General features: G+C 42.3%; 14 protein-coding genes and 1 pseudogene. 4 read left to right on the forward strand and 11 right to left on the reverse strand.

Annotated elements, in window-relative coordinates; all coding sequences use genetic code 11:
• Window positions 1-118: 118 nt before the first annotated feature.
• From C2M33_RS15465 to tkt, 6 genes are all read right to left on the reverse strand, one after another.
• Entirely contained in the window at window positions 119-1,351 is a 1,233-nt protein-coding gene (locus C2M33_RS15465) for an NRAMP family divalent metal transporter (protein WP_063703229.1), read from the reverse strand.
• Between the two features lie 450 nt (window positions 1,352-1,801).
• Window positions 1,802-2,158 carry a ribosome hibernation-promoting factor, HPF/YfiA family gene (gene hpf, locus C2M33_RS15470; RefSeq protein WP_063703227.1) on the reverse strand — a complete coding sequence of 119 codons (357 nt, stop codon included), beginning with the start codon at window positions 2,156-2,158 and terminating at the stop codon, window positions 1,802-1,804.
• Between the two features lie 182 nt (window positions 2,159-2,340).
• The gene (gene ppnP, locus C2M33_RS15475; protein WP_105174848.1) at window positions 2,341-2,652 is read right to left on the reverse strand and encodes a pyrimidine/purine nucleoside phosphorylase; all 312 of its coding nucleotides are present in this window, start codon (window positions 2,650-2,652) and stop codon (window positions 2,341-2,343) included.
• Window positions 2,653-2,925: 273 nt separating this feature from the next.
• Complete coding sequence (locus C2M33_RS15480; RefSeq protein WP_105174849.1) at window positions 2,926-3,351, reverse strand: hypothetical protein; 426 nt, start codon at window positions 3,349-3,351, stop codon at window positions 2,926-2,928.
• 362 nt (window positions 3,352-3,713) lie between these two features.
• Window positions 3,714-4,136 carry a GCN5 family acetyltransferase gene (locus C2M33_RS15485; protein WP_105174850.1) on the reverse strand — a complete coding sequence of 141 codons (423 nt, stop codon included), beginning with the start codon at window positions 4,134-4,136 and terminating at the stop codon, window positions 3,714-3,716.
• Between the two features lie 292 nt (window positions 4,137-4,428).
• Window positions 4,429-6,420, reverse strand: a complete 1,992-nt coding sequence (gene tkt, locus C2M33_RS15490) for a transketolase (protein WP_105174851.1) — start codon at window positions 6,418-6,420, stop codon at window positions 4,429-4,431.
• A 266-nt stretch (window positions 6,421-6,686) separates the two neighbouring features.
• On the opposite strand from tkt, the gene metK reads away from it, so the two are divergent.
• Entirely contained in the window at window positions 6,687-7,838 is a 1,152-nt protein-coding gene (gene metK, locus C2M33_RS15495) for a methionine adenosyltransferase (protein WP_063703215.1), read from the forward strand.
• A gap of 52 nt (window positions 7,839-7,890) precedes the next feature.
• On the opposite strand, the gene C2M33_RS15500 is transcribed toward metK, so the two are convergent.
• The 3 genes from C2M33_RS15500 to C2M33_RS15510 all read right to left on the reverse strand — a co-directional run bounded on the left by C2M33_RS15500 (window position 7,891) and on the right by C2M33_RS15510 (window position 10,543).
• A complete protein-coding gene (locus C2M33_RS15500) occupies window positions 7,891-8,295 on the reverse strand; it encodes a diacylglycerol kinase (RefSeq protein WP_063703212.1) in 405 nt (134 codons plus the stop codon).
• Window positions 8,296-8,364: 69 nt separating this feature from the next.
• Complete coding sequence (locus tag C2M33_RS15505) at window positions 8,365-8,985, reverse strand: START domain-containing protein (RefSeq protein WP_158679722.1); 621 nt, start codon at window positions 8,983-8,985, stop codon at window positions 8,365-8,367.
• Window positions 8,986-9,022: 37 nt separating this feature from the next.
• On the reverse strand, window positions 9,023-10,543 hold the full coding sequence (locus C2M33_RS15510) for a CYTH and CHAD domain-containing protein (RefSeq protein ID WP_063703208.1): 1,521 nt from the start codon (window positions 10,541-10,543) through the stop codon (window positions 9,023-9,025).
• Window positions 10,544-10,756: 213 nt separating this feature from the next.
• Here C2M33_RS15510 and C2M33_RS15515 point away from each other — a divergent pair, with 213 nt between their 5' ends.
• Window positions 10,757-11,356 carry a TIGR04211 family SH3 domain-containing protein gene (locus C2M33_RS15515; protein WP_063703206.1) on the forward strand — a complete coding sequence of 200 codons (600 nt, stop codon included), beginning with the start codon at window positions 10,757-10,759 and terminating at the stop codon, window positions 11,354-11,356.
• A gap of 49 nt (window positions 11,357-11,405) precedes the next feature.
• On the opposite strand, the gene C2M33_RS15520 is transcribed toward C2M33_RS15515, so the two are convergent.
• Complete coding sequence (locus C2M33_RS15520; RefSeq protein ID WP_054551119.1) at window positions 11,406-11,888, reverse strand: winged helix-turn-helix transcriptional regulator; 483 nt, start codon at window positions 11,886-11,888, stop codon at window positions 11,406-11,408.
• Between the two features lie 166 nt (window positions 11,889-12,054).
• Here C2M33_RS15520 and putA point away from each other — a divergent pair.
• Both putA and C2M33_RS15530 read left to right on the forward strand, forming a co-directional pair.
• Window positions 12,055-15,857: pseudogene (putA, locus tag C2M33_RS15525) on the forward strand (bifunctional proline dehydrogenase/L-glutamate gamma-semialdehyde dehydrogenase PutA).
• Window positions 15,858-16,018: 161 nt separating this feature from the next.
• Window positions 16,019-17,227, forward strand: coding sequence for an HD-GYP domain-containing protein (locus tag C2M33_RS15530; protein WP_063703201.1), 1,209 nt, complete (start codon window positions 16,019-16,021; stop codon window positions 17,225-17,227).
• Between the two features lie 20 nt (window positions 17,228-17,247).
• On the opposite strand, the gene C2M33_RS15535 is transcribed toward C2M33_RS15530, so the two are convergent.
• A complete protein-coding gene (locus C2M33_RS15535) occupies window positions 17,248-18,315 on the reverse strand; it encodes a general secretion pathway protein GspB (RefSeq protein WP_105174852.1) in 1,068 nt (355 codons plus the stop codon).
• Between the last annotated feature and the right edge of the window lie 7 nt (window positions 18,316-18,322).

Below are 18,322 nucleotides of genomic sequence, written 5' to 3' on the forward strand. Positions count from 1 at the left end.
CTCTAAAATACCTAGTATCTAAGTCAAGCAGCTCGACAACTTTACTCTTTCCCCTAGTAACTCGCTAACTGTCAATCTGACAGCTCTAACTTTACTCTTTCCCCTTGTAACTCGCTAACTAAGCGAGTTTCCAAACCAAAAACACTAGCGCAAAGCCCACTAAATAAACCAAGCCTAGCCAGCTTAGGGTGCGTAATAAAGGTGAGTGATGAATGCTGGGTTCTGAGCGCACTAAACTAAAGTTCAGCCACGCAAATACAGGAGTGGTTACAAAAGCGAGGGTCATAGCAAAAGTAAGCATTGGGCCAAGGGCTGATTTAAAGAATAAAATCACTGCCATGCCAGCAAATGCTTGCAGTAATAACCACATGTTTAAACTGTGTTTAGATTGTTTAATCGGTAGCAGTTTATGTGACTCATTTAATGTTCTGGCGTAGCCATCAAGCACTGTTAGCGTGGTGCCAAACATACATAAAAAAGCGATTCCTGAAACCAAAGGCCTTGCCCACTCGCCCATGGTAAGGGCATACATATCAATTAATTGCTTTGCAAAGGCGACTCCACCTAATTGCACTGCCTGTGCTTGGCCATATTGCACTAACACACCTAATGAGAAAAACACTAACGCAAGTGCTGCGGTAAGCCAGTAGCCCAAATTAAAGTCAAACAAGCCTTGTTGCTTTGTCACGACTTGTTGATGCTGCTTTTCTTTTAGCCACAGTGAGCTAATTGCTGATATTTCGATAGGCGCAGGCATCCAGCCCATGAGCGCGACCATAAAGCCAAGCATAGCAAGTTCATACGGCGACGGGCCCACATAGTCAACAGGCGCCATCGGGCCATTATTAATAGCAACAACAAGTGCAGCTAAAGTGGTAACTGTTAGCAGCCCCATAATGAGCTTTGAAACATTATCGAGCGCCTTAAAGTGCCCTAATAATAAAATGAGCAAACACACAGCCAAAATCAGCCAACATAATAAGGTTACAGAAACAGTGATAGGCAATGCGTAGTGCAGCAGGCTGGCCGTTAATAATAAAACCCCCGCAGTATTTACTACCGCGGCGACAATATTGAGCGCAATAAAACTATAGAAATACCCCGGCCCTTTTTGCTTGTAGCCCTCAACTAAACTTTGTTTGGTCGCAAGGGTGTACTCCATACCGAATCGAAAGAATGGATATTTCAATACATTAACTACTATGATTAGCCAAAATAGCTGCCAGCCGAATAACGACCCGGCTTGTGTTGACGCCACTAAATGTGAGCCACCTATGGCGGCTGTGGCCATTAAAATTCCCGGCCCTAATGCATTTAATTTAGATTGCCAATTTGATACTGCTGATTGCATATGCTTTGTGTGTTTTATTCTTAGTAACAAGCAACTTACAGCGTTTTAGGTGAGATTGGAAGCAGAGCAAGTTAGCAAGTTAGCAAGTTAGCAAGTTAGCAAGTTAGCAAGTTAGCAAGTTAGCAAGTTAGCAAGTTAGCAAGTTAGCAAGTTAGCAACACTAGACTGTCTACCACTTGTGTCAAGCCGTTGTTTTTAAAATCTGACTTCTAACGACTGATATCTCCATGTTTGTTCGGCGTTAAAACGCCTCCTACGTCTCGTATCTCGCAAACTTTCCCCTTTACTCTTTCTAACTCATTAACTTTACTCTTTCCCCTAGCAACTCGCTAACTTTTGGAACTTCAATCTGACGGCTAAATATTAAAACCAAAAAAGCCAAGCGTTTCGCAACGGTTGGCTTTTTCAGATTTAGTTTTAAGTCTAGCCGCTTAGGCTAGCGCTCTGTGATTAGGTCAGGTTCATTTCCTGAATGATTTCGTGGGCAATTTCCGGTGTAGTACTGACCGGCTTTTCGTGTAGTTTGGCTTTCATTTGCCCTTTACGATGTTTCAGTGATGCATCAAGTTTTTTTGCAGCATTTGCAATTGCTGGGTACATCACCTCGTCCTCACCTTTTACTGATAAACGCGCACCTTCATAGGTTGTGCTGATCTCAGCTTGGTGTTTGTGATGTTCTTTTGAAAGAATAATATCAAGTGATATTAATGATGGAAAATGGCTAGCAATTTTCGAGAATTTCTCGTTGATATGAGCTCTAACAGCCTCAGTAACGTCAACATGATGACCAGAAATATTAATCTTCATAGGGTATCCTTTTTTCTTGTTACCTCATAATCAGTATTGGGGGCGAATTGAATTAACACAAGCAAAAATTGCAGATATTTAGTAATTGATTGTAACCATAGATGATTTAGATCATGCGTTGCGGATAAAATATGCAAAAGCCCGCAGTACACGGGCTTTTCAGAGAGGTTAACAACTGCTCATTAACTGTACGAACAACAGTAATCTGCAAACTCGCTCACTTTTACTTGAAAGCTTACATTCGCATCAACTGTAAATGACTCCCCTGCTTGCATCGTTTGCCATTCGCTCTCACCGGGTAATAGCACTTGCCAACTGCCACCGTTAAGCTCCATCAACTCTTTTTGGCTTGTTGCAAACTCAAACTCACCCGGTTGCATAAAACCTAACGTTTTCGTGCTGCCATCAGCAAATACCACAGTACGGCTAGACACTTTACCGTCAAAATACACATTGGCTTTTTTCAGCACACTTACATTATCAAACTGAGACATCCTCACTCCTGTTGTTTTGTTATTAAGCTACAGACATTGCCAGTTGTCTGTTTAGCATTCAAGGGGGACTGAGTGAGAAATAATCAAGTCGGGTTAGCTGTAAGCTGTCAGTTTTGAGCAGCTCGTGCAATTGTGGTAGGTCGTGCTTTAGCGCGTCAAGTTAAACACTACGAGAAAGAATATCTATGCAGAGTCATGAATTCTGAGCTGTAATAAATTGCAATTCTCATTGTTTTAAGAGGTATAGACTTTGTTATCTTCGTATGAAGTAAATTAAGACCCCCAAGATTGTTTTTTAGCTATTTCATAGAAACAAATTAGGCTATCTTCTTCACCCTTTGTTAATCGTTTAAATACTTTTGTACATGGAAAAAGCCAGTTATCACCACTTTGAATTCCTAACGTTAACAATTGATCGTTATAACCCCAGACACCACCGTGCTCTTGGATGAAAACTCCACCAATGTATGCACCTAACACCTTACTGATAGTTTCTATTTCATCGTCACTTGGGCTGTCATAGAACAATTTAGATAAAAAACTCCTAGGTATACTGTCATATAGTTTTGACACTATGAGTTCAACTTTTTCAACACTCGACTCCGTAAAATCTAGTGTTATATCAAAATGACACTTAGCGTAATCAACAGCATCTAAAGAATATGCTTCCATCATTGCTGAGATTGTAGGTTCTTCCATTGAGATCTCTAAAGAGATTTAAAAACTTGTTTTATAAAATAATTTACTACGAAGTAGATAACAATACTTACAGTAATTACTAAAGCCAATGAGGGCAGGCCAAGGGGTATTGCTTCAGCTCTTGCATCACCAAAATCACACGCCCCCCGATCTGTTAAGCTGCCACTTAACTCTAGGCATCTATCACTTCTTAGAAAGTCCAATAGCTTGAACCCGACAAGCAAACCTATTAGCGAAGAGATTGAAGAGATTATTCTTTTATGTGATTTTTCATGATGAAACACACCAACCTAACTATTGGGGGTTAACCTTGATTCGTTGTTTGTACGCCTAAGCCATACAAGGTTTGGCGGATATTACATTTAAGCAATACCACGAATGATATCCAGTTTATTTTCTGGTGCATCAACAGACATAAAATTAGGAATAGTCGATTCGGTTCTTCTTGGCCGTTCAAGAAATTGTACTGGCCATTCAGTGACCCTTTCTTCTTTCACATGCTTATACTGCCCTGTTGATGGCTCATCTATATATTCACGCTGGAGAATTAATGCTAATGGCTCTTCAGCTCCAGGTATGTCATTACTACATTCCAGTGCTTCTTCGTAAGTGTCGAAAGCATAGTAATAATCGCTCCCCTCTTCTAAATCAGGAGCACCGTTATGAGGGTGGCACCAAACTCGATATTCTAGTACCTCATCCCACACGTAACCACCACCAGATTTTGCCAAACCAGCATATTCGCCGACTTTATTAGGGTCCAACACTTTTGGATAACTTTTCATAACCATCCTTGAGCAGAAAATATAAGTAAAAAACAAATAGGCGTTTTATCGCGGCTATTTTTGCTTGTTTTATAGCCTATTAATATCAAAGCTATTGGTTAATAGCTAGACACAATTTTCGCGCGAAATAAATTTCACGCTTACGGTGAGTTTTTTTTAAAACTGATGGCTGACGGCTGAAAGCTGCAAAGGTGTTGGGTTTCACTCCGTTCTACCCAACCTACCAGTCAAACACAAAAAAGCCCGCGCTGTGGTTTTACAGGGCGGGCTTTTAAATTTTAGCGGCTAAAGCTTAAAACAAGGCGTTTGCTTTGTTTACGATGTTTTCAACAGTGAAACCAAAGTGCTTGAATAGCTCATCAGCAGGAGCGGACTCACCGAAGGTCGTCATACCAACTACTGCGCCATTTAAACCTACATATTTGTACCAGTAGTCTGCGATACCCGCTTCGATTGCTACGCGGCGTGTTACGCTTGCTGGTAGTACGCTTTCTTTATATGCAGCGTCTTGCTCATCAAATAAATCAGTTGAAGGCATAGATACCACGCGTACTTTTTTACCTTGTGAACGAAGTTCTGCAGCGGCATCTTGTGTAAGCTGTACTTCAGAACCAGTTGCAATAAGGATAAGCTCTGGCTCACCGTCACAGCTAAGTACGTAACCACCTTTTTTCACATCGGCTAACTGCTGTGCAGTACGCGCTTGTTGCTCAAGGCCTTGGCGAGTGAAAATCAGTGACGTTGGGCCATCTTTACGCTCAATAGCTTGTTGCCATGCAATAGCAGACTCAACTTGGTCACATGGACGCCAGTTCACTAGGTTAGGCGTTAAACGCATGCTTGCGATTTGCTCTACCGGTTGGTGCGTTGGACCATCTTCACCTAGACCAATTGAATCGTGCGTGTATACGAAGATACTTGGTTGCTTCATTAGTGCAGCCATACGTACTGCGTTACGTGCGTATTCCATGAACATTAAGAATGTAGCACCGTAAGGAATAAAGCCTTTATGCAGTGCAATACCATTCATAATCGCTGACATACCAAATTCACGTACGCCGTAGAAAATGTAGTTACCGCTTGCATCGTTTGCTTCTAAGCCTTTTGAACCATCCCAAAGCGTTAAGTTTGAACCAGCAAGGTCAGCAGAGCCACCCATGAATTCTGGTAGTAACGGACCAAACGCATTTAATGCATTTTGTGATGCTTTACGTGTTGCTGGGTTTGCTGGGTTTGCTTGTAGCTCTTCGATGTAAGCTTGTGACTTTTCAGTCCAATCAGCTGGTAATTCACCATTGGTACGGCGAGTAAACTCAGCAGCAAGTTCAGGGTATGCACTTGCGTAAGCGGCAAACTTTTCGTCCCAGCTAGCTTCTAGTTGCTTACCTTTTTCTTTGCCATCCCACTCGCTGTAGATTTCAGCTGGAATTTCAAATGCTTCGCCAGTCCAACCTAGGAACTCACGAGATGCTTTAATTTCGTCTTCACCTAGTGGTGCACCGTGACAGTCATGGCTACCTGATTTATTAGGTGAACCGTAACCAATGATTGTTTTACAGCAAATTAACGATGGCTTATCAGTGATGCTACGCGCTTCTTCGATAGCGGCGCGAATTGCATCTGGGTTATGACCATCTACATCGCTTACTACGTGCCAGCCGTATGCTTTAAAGCGCGCTGGCGTGTCATCGCTGAACCAACCTTCTACTTCACCATCAATTGAGATGCCGTTGTCATCCCAAAACGCAACTAGTTTACCTAGGCCTAATGTACCCGCTAATGAACAGGCTTCGTGTGAAATACCTTCCATTAAACAGCCATCGCCCATGAATGCATACGTGAAGTGGTCAACAATATCGTGACCTTCACGGTTAAACTGTGCAGCAAGCGCTTTTTCGGCAATTGCCATGCCCACAGCATTTGTGATCCCTTGACCTAATGGGCCTGTAGTAGTCTCAATACCCGGTGCATAACCATATTCTGGGTGACCCGGTGTTTTTGAGTGCATTTGACGGAAGTTTTTAATTTCCTCTAGTGGTAAGTCATAGCCACTTAAGTGCAGTAGAGAATAGATCAGCATTGAACCGTGGCCGTTAGAAAGAATAAATCGATCTCGGTCTGCCCACTCTGGATTTGTTGGATTATGCTTTAGATAATCGCGCCATAGTACTTCTGCGATATCTGCCATGCCCATAGGGGCCCCAGGGTGACCAGATTTGGCCTGTTGTACTGCGTCCATTGATAAGACGCGAATAGCATTTGCAAGTTCTTTGCGTGATGGCATGAATTCTCCTACCTTTATGTATTTGCGCTGGTTGTTTATGAAGCCCCATTCTTACTTATTGTAAGGGTACAGTGCAATTAAAAATCCGCATTAAATGCACCAATTATGGGCGTTTATTAAGAACAATACGTTATTAGTAATTTTAAATGGACGTCTAGGCGTAAAATTACTATGCAAACATATTTGTTTTAGATAAAATACGCCCCTTAATTTTTTAGCGCTATTACCGACGTTTGTGAAGCGCAATATTTGTGAGCAGAAATACAATGGCAAAACATTTATTTACTTCTGAATCTGTTTCTGAAGGTCATCCGGATAAAATCGCGGACCAAATCTCTGACGCGGTTCTAGATGCTATCTTAGAGCAAGATTCTCATGCCCGTGTTGCATGTGAGACTTACGTTAAGACTGGTATGGTTATGGTTGGTGGTGAAATCACTACTAGCGCTTGGGTTGATATCGAAGAAATCACACGTAAAACAGTACGTGAAATCGGTTACACACACTCAGATATGGGTTTCGATGCTGACTCTTGTGCAATCCTAAACACTATCGGTAAACAATCTCCAGACATCAACCAAGGTGTTGACCGTGCTCGTCCAGAAGACCAAGGCGCTGGTGACCAAGGTTTAATGTTCGGTTATGCATGTAACGAAACTGATGTTTTAATGCCTGCACCAATCACTTATTCACACCGTCTAGTTCAGCGTCAAGCTGAAGTTCGTAAGAGCGGTGAGCTTAACTGGTTACGCCCAGATGCTAAATCTCAAGTAACATTTGCTTACGAAAATGGTAAGCCTGTTGGTATTGATGCAGTTGTTCTTTCAACTCAACACTGTGATTCAATCTCACAAAACGACTTAGTTGAAGCGGTAATGGAAACGATCATTAAGCCAGTGCTTCCAGCTGAGCTTATCTCTAGCGCAACTAAGTTCTTCATCAACCCAACTGGCCGTTTCGTAATCGGTGGTCCTATGGGTGACTGTGGTCTTACAGGTCGTAAAATCATCGTTGATACATACGGCGGTATGGCTCGTCACGGTGGTGGTGCTTTCTCTGGTAAAGATCCATCAAAAGTTGACCGCTCAGCTGCATACGCTGCACGTTACGTTGCTAAAAACGTGGTTGCTGCTGGCCTTGCTGACAAGTGTGAGCTACAAGTTTCTTACGCTATCGGTGTTGCAGAGCCAACATCTATCAGCATCGAGACATTTGGTACTGGTAAATTAGAAGAAGCACGTCTAATCGAATTAGTACGTGAGCACTTCGACCTACGCCCTTACGGCTTAATCCAAATGCTTGATCTTGAGCGTCCTATCTATCAACCGACTGCGGCTTACGGTCACTTCGGTCGTGATGAGTTCCCTTGGGAGCGTACAGACAAAGCAGACGCACTTCGCGCAGCTGCTGGCCTGTAATAGGTTAGATAAAATGAAAAAAGCGCCTTTCGGCGCTTTTTTTATGTCTGATTTAAAGGTAGGTTACTATTTTTTCGTAAACAGCCACACCCCATACCAAAGCAAGAATAAGCAGTGACAATGTTACTGCCGCAGAGGCCATATCTTTAGCACGACCCGATAACACATGGTACTCAATCCCTACTCGGTCAGTCAGCGCTTCTATCGACGAGTTAAGTAACTCGACAATTAACAATAATAAATAAGGAATAAATAGTACTAGCCAATGATTTAATGACTGCGCAAGTACGACAGATAAGGGTAATAAACACACGCCTAGATAAATTTCAGAACGAAATGCAGACTCTTCTTTAAATGCCGCTTTAAAACCTTTAATAGAACATTTTGTTGCTTTTAAAATACGCCCAAAGCCCATGCCATTTGGCTTATTAACTAGGGGAATTTTTGGCTCTTTCATGGTAACCCTTCAAAATCGCAATTACAGCGATGATATGTGTAAATCTAAGCGATGTCACCCGATGATGAGCTAATTTAACGGCTGACACGTGCCGGGAATGCTGCGTGTATTCGCTCTAGAAAACTGATTGTTGGTTAATTGTTCTCTCAGTGCTTGTAGCGTTTTATAAACACTTTTTAACGACACTTTGTTACTTAACCAATGCGGAATGGAACCGCTTGGATCAGCATAGGCTTGATGGCTCACTAACAAGTTACTTTGTTGCTGTTCTAAGCGCCAATAAGCGGTGAGATCTTTGATGCGTACAAGCCCTGCAACTTCGGCTTTTGCATAAGGCTGACTTTTGATTTGTAACTCGGTTTTGTGCTCATCTAAAGCGTGATAACAAGAATAACTCACCAAGTCACGGTCTGACACCGGCCAAGGTGAATTAAAATGAGTATAAACAAGGGTTTCTGAGGGACTTAAGCGCTCCATTAGCGTCACGCTTTTGACATTCTCAAGCCAGTTAGCAGCATTGTCGGTATCACTGAGCAATGCCATAAAGTCACTGGCTTTGGCATTTTTCACCAGCACAGAAGCTTTAATTTCAATAATACCGGTTTCATGCTTTTTATAGCTTACGGTGATGTCGTCTTGCTGTTTGTAGGTTTGCCATTCAATAGGGTTAGCCCAGGCTGATATACTCAACCAAGCTAACCCCATCCATAGGCAAAAGCGCATTTACTTACAGCCAATAGGGATCAGTATTAAATGAAGCGTGACGGCTTTGCTCCATTGCACTGACTAAAAACTCTGACTTTTGATCAAGCCATGCTTGAATTTTTGCCAGCTCTAAATCGTCTTGTCCTGCGCATAACTGCTTTAGATACTCAAGCGTACTTAACTCGTAAATACCATGAGAGATATCGACCCATGGCATACGAAACTCGTTTCTGTCTTCTTTATCGAACAAAGCACCTAAACAGTTGCCACTAAGCAATGAGTTTTCTAAGCGAGTGCGCAGTGATAAATAGTCTTTATCGGTAAATACTTGCTGCTCAGGGATAAGCTCATGCATGTCGTGCCAATCTTTGGCAAATAAACGCTTAGCAATATCGGCAACCGGTTTTTCTGCTGCCTGAAACTCAGCTTGCCCCCATGATTTACGCCATTGCTTTTCAATTAACCACGTTGTTAATTGCAATAGTAAGCGGTTATATCGGGTGCTATGGAACAGAGTTTCGATATCTTCAATGCTTGGCTGTAACTCTTTTAAGTCATTAATAACTTGCGTGAGCTCAGGCGCACTGTTGATTTTTTTGTAGTATGCGTGACGCTTTGATGTATAGGTTTTTAGTTGAATTGCGTTTTCAACCCACGCTAATTCGCTCAATAACCACTTTAACTCTGTGCGCAATGAGTCGGTGTCGTCTTTACTGACAATGTCATCAAACAGCCAAAACGTATGGCGAATTAAACGAATACCGTCTGTGACACGCTTAAGAGTTTTTAGACTAGGTTTAATGAAGTAACAGGCCTCATGTTTTTGCACAAATCGAATCGCGTAGTTGATACTTTCTACCAGCGCTTGCTCTTGTGTGGCATCGCTTTTTAGCGGCACAAAACCAATTGATTTACTTGCTTTTAATGGTTTGTCATCCGCAAGGCGATAGCCCCGTGCTGCTTTAGAATAAAGCCCTAAGCGAACATGGCTTTCACTAACCAATTTATCAGCCAGTGCAAACAACTCACTACGACTACCTTCGATTAGTTCGATTTCAAGTTCAGAAATTGGCTCAACCTGACCCGATGCCGCAACTTCACCTTTATCTAACACCACTTCAATTTTTGCACCGTTATTAGTTTCAATTAACCAAGTACGGCGAATAAAGTTAGTGCTAAAAATTGGGTATAAATTCTCTGCAATAGCACCCACTTGCATACCATGAGGCCAAATAGCAGCATCAAATGCGAGTAAATCTGGGCGGTTACCTGTTAGTGGTAAGTTGTATTCTGGGCGTTGATGTAAGCCACCAACGACTTCGCCAGCAAGCTTAATCGTTTGCTCACACTGGTTGTCACAACAGCGAGTACGTAAGCCAATATCTAAAGCACGTAATTCTCGGCTTGGCGTATCGTAATAAGCATTTTGTAAGCTGCGCGACGGTTTGTTGGTAACGGTTTTTGCAAATTGGGTAATTAATGCGGGGATCAGTGGAACAACGGCATCTGACACCAAAAACTTCAGTTCTATCTCAGTATCCATTCGTTTTGCGGAGTACATTTAAAATAAATAAGTGATCAAAATAAACAAAGCAGCTACTTAATGCAAATTTTTTCCTGATTTTTGCGACCAAGCTCATCCATGGATTACAATATCAGCCTTGCTATTAATAGTTGAAATCCCTACTATCTCTATACATAAAGAAATTATAAATTTAGCCACTTCTAGGCAAGATCACATTAACAAGGCAGATTGATGTTAAAACAGTGTATTTTTGGGTTGCTCCTTGCGGCCACCTCTTTTATTAGCTACGCAGAAGAAGCGCCAAGCAGCGACAGCCAAAACACCGCCTACATAGTCGATAACCTGTACACCTTTATGCATTCAGGTCCGAGCAAAAACTACCGCATTTTGGGTTCAGTTGATGCGGGTACTCAAATTGTGTTGTTATCAGGTGAAGATAACGGCTACTTTAAAATTCGTGACGATAAAGATCGCGAAGGCTGGGTTGAATCAAAATTCATCACTGAAAACGCCGGTATCCAACAACAATTTCAGGCATTGAATAACGACATGACGGTAATGCAAGAGCAACTTCGTCAGGCTGAAATTGAACTGCCACAACTTCAAGAACAGAACAAATTACTAACAGAGCAAAACGCAGCCCTGAGTGAGCAAATCGAAACGCTAAAAAATACCATTGAATCTGAGCGTAACGCTAAGCAAACAGCAAGTGCAAAAGAGAAACGCCAGCTACTTACTTATGGCGGTGCAATTGCATTTATAGGCTTACTGATAGGTATTATCTTAACGGTGGTGTTATCTCGTCGTAAACGTTACGACGGCTGGGCATAAGCTACTAAATAGTCATTAAAAAAAGCACCTGTTGGTGCTTTTTTTGTATCTATATATCGAATCTTAATCCGGTATCTTGTTTAATTTTTTCGATCACCATATAGGTGTGGTGTGTCCCCACCCCCGGAATATCCACTAAATCACCCAATACTTGGCGATATTCATCCATATCTGAGACTCGTACTTTTAATAAGTAGTCATAGCCACCAGCCACCATGTCGCATTCAACAACTTGAGGAATATTTAAAATATATTCGCGAAACACTTTAAATACTGATGTATTCGAAGTCACTAACGATACCTGCACATGTGCTAACAAGCTCTGATTAAGTTTTGCTTCGCTAAGCTTTGCGTAATAGCCTTCGATGTAGCCTTCTTGTTCTAAACGTTTTACGCGATCGAGACACGGGCTTGGGCTCAGGTTTACCTGTTTTGCGAGGTTTACGTTCGATATTCTGCCATTTTTTTGCAGAGCGTCTAAAATTGCTAAATCGATGCGATCTAACATGCGTAATCTATTCGGACTGGTCATAACAGAATTTTATGCGGCTAAGTTAACGGTATGCCCTGTAAATTATCGTAAATCGAAAAATTTAACCAGCATATTCTGCTGAATTTTAATTAGAATGCACGAATTATATCAATGGTAAGAAATGCAATAAGTTCATTTCTAGACTCCACATACCAGAGGGTTACTTATGCTATTTAATGGCGATTTGACAACTGAATGTCCAATCAGACAAAAGATCCGTGATTTCTACCGTATTGATGAAAATGCGGTGATTGATCACATTTTGCCTTTGGCTGAAGTAGGCGTGAAAGCGCGTAGCCGAGCGTGGGAACGTGCTCGTCAAATGGTTTTAAATATCCGTCGCGATCAGGATGGTCAAAGCGGTGTAGATGCACTACTAAACGAGTTCTCACTTTCAAGTGAAGAAGGTGTGGTATTAATGTGTTTAGCAGAAGCACTACTACGTGTACCAGACAAAGCAACGCAAGACTCACTAATTCGTGACAAACTTGCTAAAGGTGACTGGAGCTCGCACTTAGGTAGCAGTGACTCTCTATTTGTAAATGCATCGTCTTGGGGCCTGTTAGTAACCGGTAAAATGGTTAACTACAGCGACAAATCTAAAGAACAGCAATTCGGTGTTCTGAAGAAAACAATTGGTCGTCTAGGTGAGCCTGTTATTCGTAAATCTGTGAACTTCGCAATGAAGATCATGGGTAAGCAATTCGTTATGGGTCGTACTATTAACGAAGCGATTGAACGTGCTGCTGATAAAGAGCAAAAAGGCTACGTATACTCATACGATATGCTAGGTGAAGGCGCGCGCACCATGAAAGATGCTGAGCGTTACTTCCAAAGCTACATGACGGCAATCCACGCGATTGGTAAAGCAGCAAATGGCCGTGGCCCAATCAAGAGCCCTGGTATCTCAGTTAAAATTTCTGCGATTCACCCACGTTATGAGTTTACTCATCGTGAGCGTGTGATGGCTGAAATCGTACCTAAGCTAAAAGAGCTTGCACTTGCAGCTAAAAGCTACGACATCGGCTTCACTGTTGATGCTGAAGAAGCTGACCGTTTAGACATCTCATTAGATATCATTGAAGCGGTATTCAGCGATGACGATTTAGGTAACTGGAATGGCTTTGGTTTAGCCGTTCAAGCATACCAAAAACGCGCTATTTTTGTGGTTGAATGGGTTGCAGAACTTGCCCGCCGCGTTGGTCGTAAATTAATGGTTCGTCTTGTTAAAGGCGCATACTGGGATACAGAAATCAAAACCACTCAACAAGATGGTTTAGATCACTACCCGGTATTTACACGTAAAGCGACGACTGACGTTTCGTACAAAGCATGTGCTATCAAACTACTTGAAGCGCGCGATGTACTTTACCCGCAATTTGCTACACACAACGCCTACACTGCGGCAACTATTTTAGAAGTTGCTAAAGGTGACCATGAAGGTTTCGAATTCCAACGCCTACACGGTATGGGTGAGTCATTATTCGACCAAATCGTTGAGCAAGAAAAAATTCAATGTCGTGTTTACGCACCAGTAGGTCAACACGAAGACTTACTTGCATACTTAGTACGTCGTTATTAGAAAACGGTGCTAACTCTTCATTCGTAAATGCGATTGTTGATACCACTAAACCAGTTGAATCACTATTACCAGACCCTGTAGAAACGCTGCAAGGTTTACGTAACAAGTACAACACGCAAATTAAGATGCCAATTGATTTATATGGTGATGAGCGTCCAAACTCGAAAGGCATGGACTTAACTGACATCAATGTTATTACACCATTTAAAGAAAACCTTGATACTTGGTTTGCTGAGCACCGCATTGAATTAAGCGCAGTGCCAGAAGGTTCTATCCCAGTTAAGAACCCTGCAAACCATAAAGAAATCATTGGTCATGTGAAGTTACAATCATCAGAAGAGATGACTGCACTTTTAGAAAATGCAGAAAAAGCATTTGAATCATGGTCACAAACACCTGTTAAAGAGCGCGCAAACTTACTACGCCGCGTTGCTGATATCCTAGAGCGTCACCACGATGAGCTAGTGGCTCTGTGTATCAAAGAAGCGGGTAAAGTAACTCAAGACGGTATCGATGAAGTACGTGAAGCTGTGGATTTCTGCCGCTACTACGCTGCACGCGCTGAAGAATTATCACAAGACGAGCGTTTTGAAGCGCGTGGTGTGATCTTATGTATCAGCCCATGGAACTTCCCTCTTGCTATCTTCTTAGGCCAAGTTGCTGCAGCTATCGTGACAGGTAACACTGTTATTGCAAAACCTGCTGAGCAAACAAGTTTAATCGCCCTTCGTACGATTGAGCTTATGCTATCTGTAGGTTTACCAGAGCACGTTGTACAGCCTGTTATTGCTCGTGGTAGCGAAGTAGGTAAAACAATCGTTCCTGATGAGCGTATTCAAGCAGTTATGTTCACAGGTTCAACTGAAACCGGTACTGTTATTTCGCAAACGCTTGCTGCGCGTAATGATATCCAAGTACCGCTTATCGCTGAAACTGGTGGTCAAAACTGTATGATCGTTGACTCAACCGCTCTACCAGAGCAAGTTGTTGACGATGTGATCAGCTCAGGTTTCCAAAGTGCTGGTCAACGTTGTTCTGCACTACGTGTGTTGTTCTTACAAGAAGACGTTGCAGACGGCATCATTGATATGATCAAAGGCGCTTTAAAAGAGCTTCACGTTGGCGATCCTTCACTACTTTCAACGGATATCGGTCCAGTTATCGACGAGAAAGCACTGAAGAACCTAAACGAGCACGTTGAGTACTTAAAAGGTAACGCAACACTTCATTACGAATGTGCGATCCCTGATAACAACGAAAATGGTGCTTACTTCTTTGCGCCTCGTTTATACGAAATCAAAGATTTATCTGTACTTAAGCGCGAAGTATTTGGCCCATGTGTACACATCATCCGTTTCAAAGGCTCAGAGCTTGATAACGTAATTGACCAAGTAAATGGCACTGGCTTCGGTCTAACGATGGGTGTTCATTCACGTATCGAAGAACGTTGTGAATACTTAGCGAAGATGTCACGTGCAGGTAACGTTTACATCAACCGTAATATGATCGGTGCGATTGTAGGCGTACAACCTTTCGGTGGCCGTGGTCTTTCTGGTACTGGTCCTAAAGCCGGTGGTCCAAACTACTTACAACGTCTAGTGAAAGAAAAAGCATCACCAGATAACGTACAAATGACAAACCTAACACCTGATGAGTTAGATACACATAACTTCTCTGGTGCAGCTGAGCAAGTTGCTAAGCTGATGGAAAATTCATTACGCGACGAGAAAATCTGGCGTGCGACACCGCTAAACGACCGTGTTTCTGCTGTACGTCAATTACTTGCGAAAGTAGCAACGGTAGAGATCATCGACGAGCTAGCTGATGACTTAGCATTAACACTAGCTGATGCACGTGCGCAGCTTAACCGCCTTGAAAAACACATGCGTAAGCACACTGTATTACCGGGACCAACGGGTGAATCAAACACGCTTCACTTAGAGCCTCGTGGCTGTGTGGTTTGTTATGCTGATAAGAGTACGTCATTTAACTTCTGGGCAATTTCGATTATCACAGCACTTGCGGCAGGTAACACCGTAATTACTGTTGCATCAGAGTTATTCTACGAAGAAGCGGTTGCGTTCAGAGACAAGTTTATCTCTACAGGTATTGCTGAAGGTGTATTCCAAGTTGCTAAACCTAATCAGTTACAAGCAATTTTAGCGCACCCTCACCTTGCTGGTGCAGTTGTTGCTGCACGTTCATCACGCTTAGGCTACTTCAGCCAGCAGCTAGCACAACGTAAAGGTGCGATTCTGCCAGTGATCAGCTCTGAGTACTACGACACGCTAATTAAACGTTTATTAACTGAGAAAACAATCAGTATTGATACAACGGCATCAGGTGGTAATACATCTCTAATGACCTTAGTTGAAGACGACGAATAATCGTATTCAGTAAGGGAGTTACCATTCCCTGAGTAAATTAAAAGCCCTCGCATTTTGCGGGGGCTTTTTAGTATTAAAGATACCTTTTCATTATTCTTATTTACCGAGGTACAAATTTTCTGCTAGTTTTATAGTATTGTATTTGACTAGAAGTAAAGGCCTTGAAAACACTCCCTATCAATCAACTTAAGCCGGGCATGTTTGTACAAAGCGTGACAAAACAAACAGGCAAGATCCGTATAAAAAACCAAGGTTGGGTAAAAACGCAGGGAAGTATAGATAAACTGATCAAGGCAGGTATATTAGAAATTTCAATCGATCCGGATAAAACACTGACTTTAGACAGTGATAATAAAGTGGTCGAGCAACAAGATATTGCGAAACCTGCGACCAATTCAGAGACCTTTAATCCTTGGCACACCAGCCATAGCGTGTCAGCAGAAATGAGCAAAGCAAACAGCTTATACAACGAAGCAAGAACACTGCAAAGCAAAGCATTTGATGATATCCGCGATGGCAACAAAATTGATATCGCCCCTTTTAAAGACCTCGCAAGTGGTTTTATTGATTCGGTTTTTCGTAACCAAGATGCGCTTGCTTGTATCACACGTATGCGCGAAAAAGATGCCTATCTGCTTGAACATTCAATCAATGTTTCGATTTTAATCAGTATTTTTGCCAAACATTTAGGAATAGAAAAATCGATAATCCAAGAAATTGCCACCGGCGCATTACTACACGATATCGGCAAAATAAACATTCCTGATGAAATACTTAATAAACCAGGCAAGTTAACCGATGACGAATATAAAACCATTCAAGACCACGCTCGCTTTAGCAAAGAAATTTTAGAGCAGTCAGGTTTAAGTGGAATTGCGGTGGATATTGCAGGATTCCATCACGAGCGCTTAGACGGTAGTGGCTATCCGTTTGGTAAAAGTGGTGAAGAGATCAGCTTGTATGTGCGCATGGCTTCGATTGTCGATGTGTATGATGCACTAACCGCTGAGCGGGTCTACAAAGCAGGCATGGAGCCAATTAAGGCATTTAAAATTCTCAAAGAAGGCTGCCCAGATAGCTTTGATGGAGACCTAGTCACTAAGTTTATTCAATGTATTGGTATTCACCCGGTTGGCACCTTAGTGAAACTTGAAAGTCAAAAGTTAGGTGTGGTCACTCACAGTAACCCAACCAGCCCTTTAAAACCTCAAGTTAAAGTGTTTTATCACGCTAAACATGCGCGTTATACCGAAGTGCAGGATATTGATTTGGCAAACAGCCGCTGTCATGACAGTTTAGAATCAGCAGTCAGGCCTGCTGAATTTAATATCGATCTGATCCGCTTTTTTAAGAACGCGATTTTACCTTAATCCCTTAAAGTAAAGACTGGCTATTCAGGCCAGTCTTGTAATGCTTTTAGGGTAAACTCATAGCCATCGTAGCTTAATAAGCTTTGCTCAGGGGTAATTTCAACCACAGATAGCACACCAATGTTATCGCCTTCGTATAATTCTCTACCGTTTAACTTAATCCAACGCTTTGATGATTCAGACGCATAGATATGCGCTTGATATTTAATGGTAGGAATTAGGCTTTGCAGCGCATCGGGTAATAGCTCAATCGGCTCAGCATACGAGGTATTTTTAGTGCTTCGAGTAATATCAACACTGTGTGCGTTATCAACATCTTCAACCGCTTTAGCAAAGGCATCCTTTAAGGTATCTGGCACATCTCTTAACTCATCATTGGTTGATGATTGCGATGCGGGTTGAGTTGGTTGACCATCAAGTGGCTTACCCAGCACCTTATACTTACTTAGATCAATGCCATTGCTGCTCATTTGTTGCGGGTTAATCTGCTGCATTTGCATTGGTTGAGAAAATTGTGGCTGCGATTGATATACAGGCTGATTTTGATACACAGCTTGCTGCTGATATTGCGGCTGTACTTGATAACCTTGATTCGCGTACACAGGTGCTGAATTTACCGGAACTTGCACCCACTGGTATTGCTGTCCTTGCACTGGCACCTGCTGCATCATTTGTTGCTGCCCCATGGCTGGTTGCATCAACTGCCCTTGTTGCGACATTGTGGTTACTTGAGCTGGGTTATTAGCAGCTTGTTGAGTGTGTGGTTGGGCAACTTGATCTTGCTTAGCGGGTTGTTGCGATTCAGGGCTTACTTGAGCCTCAGTCGCAGCGCTTTCAGTGGCTTCATGGCTGTTATTCACAACTTTTGGCTGCTCAGCAAATGGTTTATTTTGTTGTAACCATTTACCAATTGAAAAGCCTGCCATCAAGGTTAAAATGGCCGCCAATAATAAGCCAAATGAAAAAGCTAAGCGGCGATAGCGTGTAAGTTCTTGTTGTTGTTTGAGCGCAAGCGCTGCTTGGTCGTGGTCAACCGCGGTTTGTTCGTGCTGACCAGACTGTTTAATTGCATCTAATAATAATGACATAAATGAA

The organism is Pseudoalteromonas sp. T1lg122 (genome assembly GCF_002964825.1).
In the GTDB taxonomy this organism is placed as follows: domain Bacteria; phylum Pseudomonadota; class Gammaproteobacteria; order Enterobacterales; family Alteromonadaceae; genus Pseudoalteromonas; species Pseudoalteromonas gelatinilytica.

Coding starts and splice junctions, on each gene's coding strand:
- C2M33_RS15465 (WP_063703229.1), bottom strand. CDS start 1,351: ATGCAATCAGCAGTATCAAATTGGCAATCTAAATTAAATGCATTAGGG.
- hpf (WP_063703227.1), bottom strand. CDS start 2,158: ATGAAGATTAATATTTCTGGTCATCATGTTGACGTTACTGAGGCTGTT.
- ppnP (WP_105174848.1), bottom strand. CDS start 2,652: ATGTCTCAGTTTGATAATGTAAGTGTGCTGAAAAAAGCCAATGTGTAT.
- C2M33_RS15480 (WP_105174849.1), bottom strand. CDS start 3,351: ATGGAAGAACCTACAATCTCAGCAATGATGGAAGCATATTCTTTAGAT.
- C2M33_RS15485 (WP_105174850.1), bottom strand. CDS start 4,136: ATGAAAAGTTATCCAAAAGTGTTGGACCCTAATAAAGTCGGCGAATAT.
- tkt (WP_105174851.1), bottom strand. CDS start 6,420: ATGCCATCACGCAAAGAACTTGCAAATGCTATTCGCGTCTTATCAATG.
- metK (WP_063703215.1), top strand. CDS start 6,687: ATGGCAAAACATTTATTTACTTCTGAATCTGTTTCTGAAGGTCATCCG.
- C2M33_RS15500 (WP_063703212.1), bottom strand. CDS start 8,295: ATGAAAGAGCCAAAAATTCCCCTAGTTAATAAGCCAAATGGCATGGGC.
- C2M33_RS15510 (WP_063703208.1), bottom strand. CDS start 10,543: ATGGATACTGAGATAGAACTGAAGTTTTTGGTGTCAGATGCCGTTGTT.
- C2M33_RS15515 (WP_063703206.1), top strand. CDS start 10,757: ATGTTAAAACAGTGTATTTTTGGGTTGCTCCTTGCGGCCACCTCTTTT.
- C2M33_RS15520 (WP_054551119.1), bottom strand. CDS start 11,888: ATGACCAGTCCGAATAGATTACGCATGTTAGATCGCATCGATTTAGCA.
- C2M33_RS15535 (WP_105174852.1), bottom strand. CDS start 18,315: ATGTCATTATTATTAGATGCAATTAAACAGTCTGGTCAGCACGAACAA.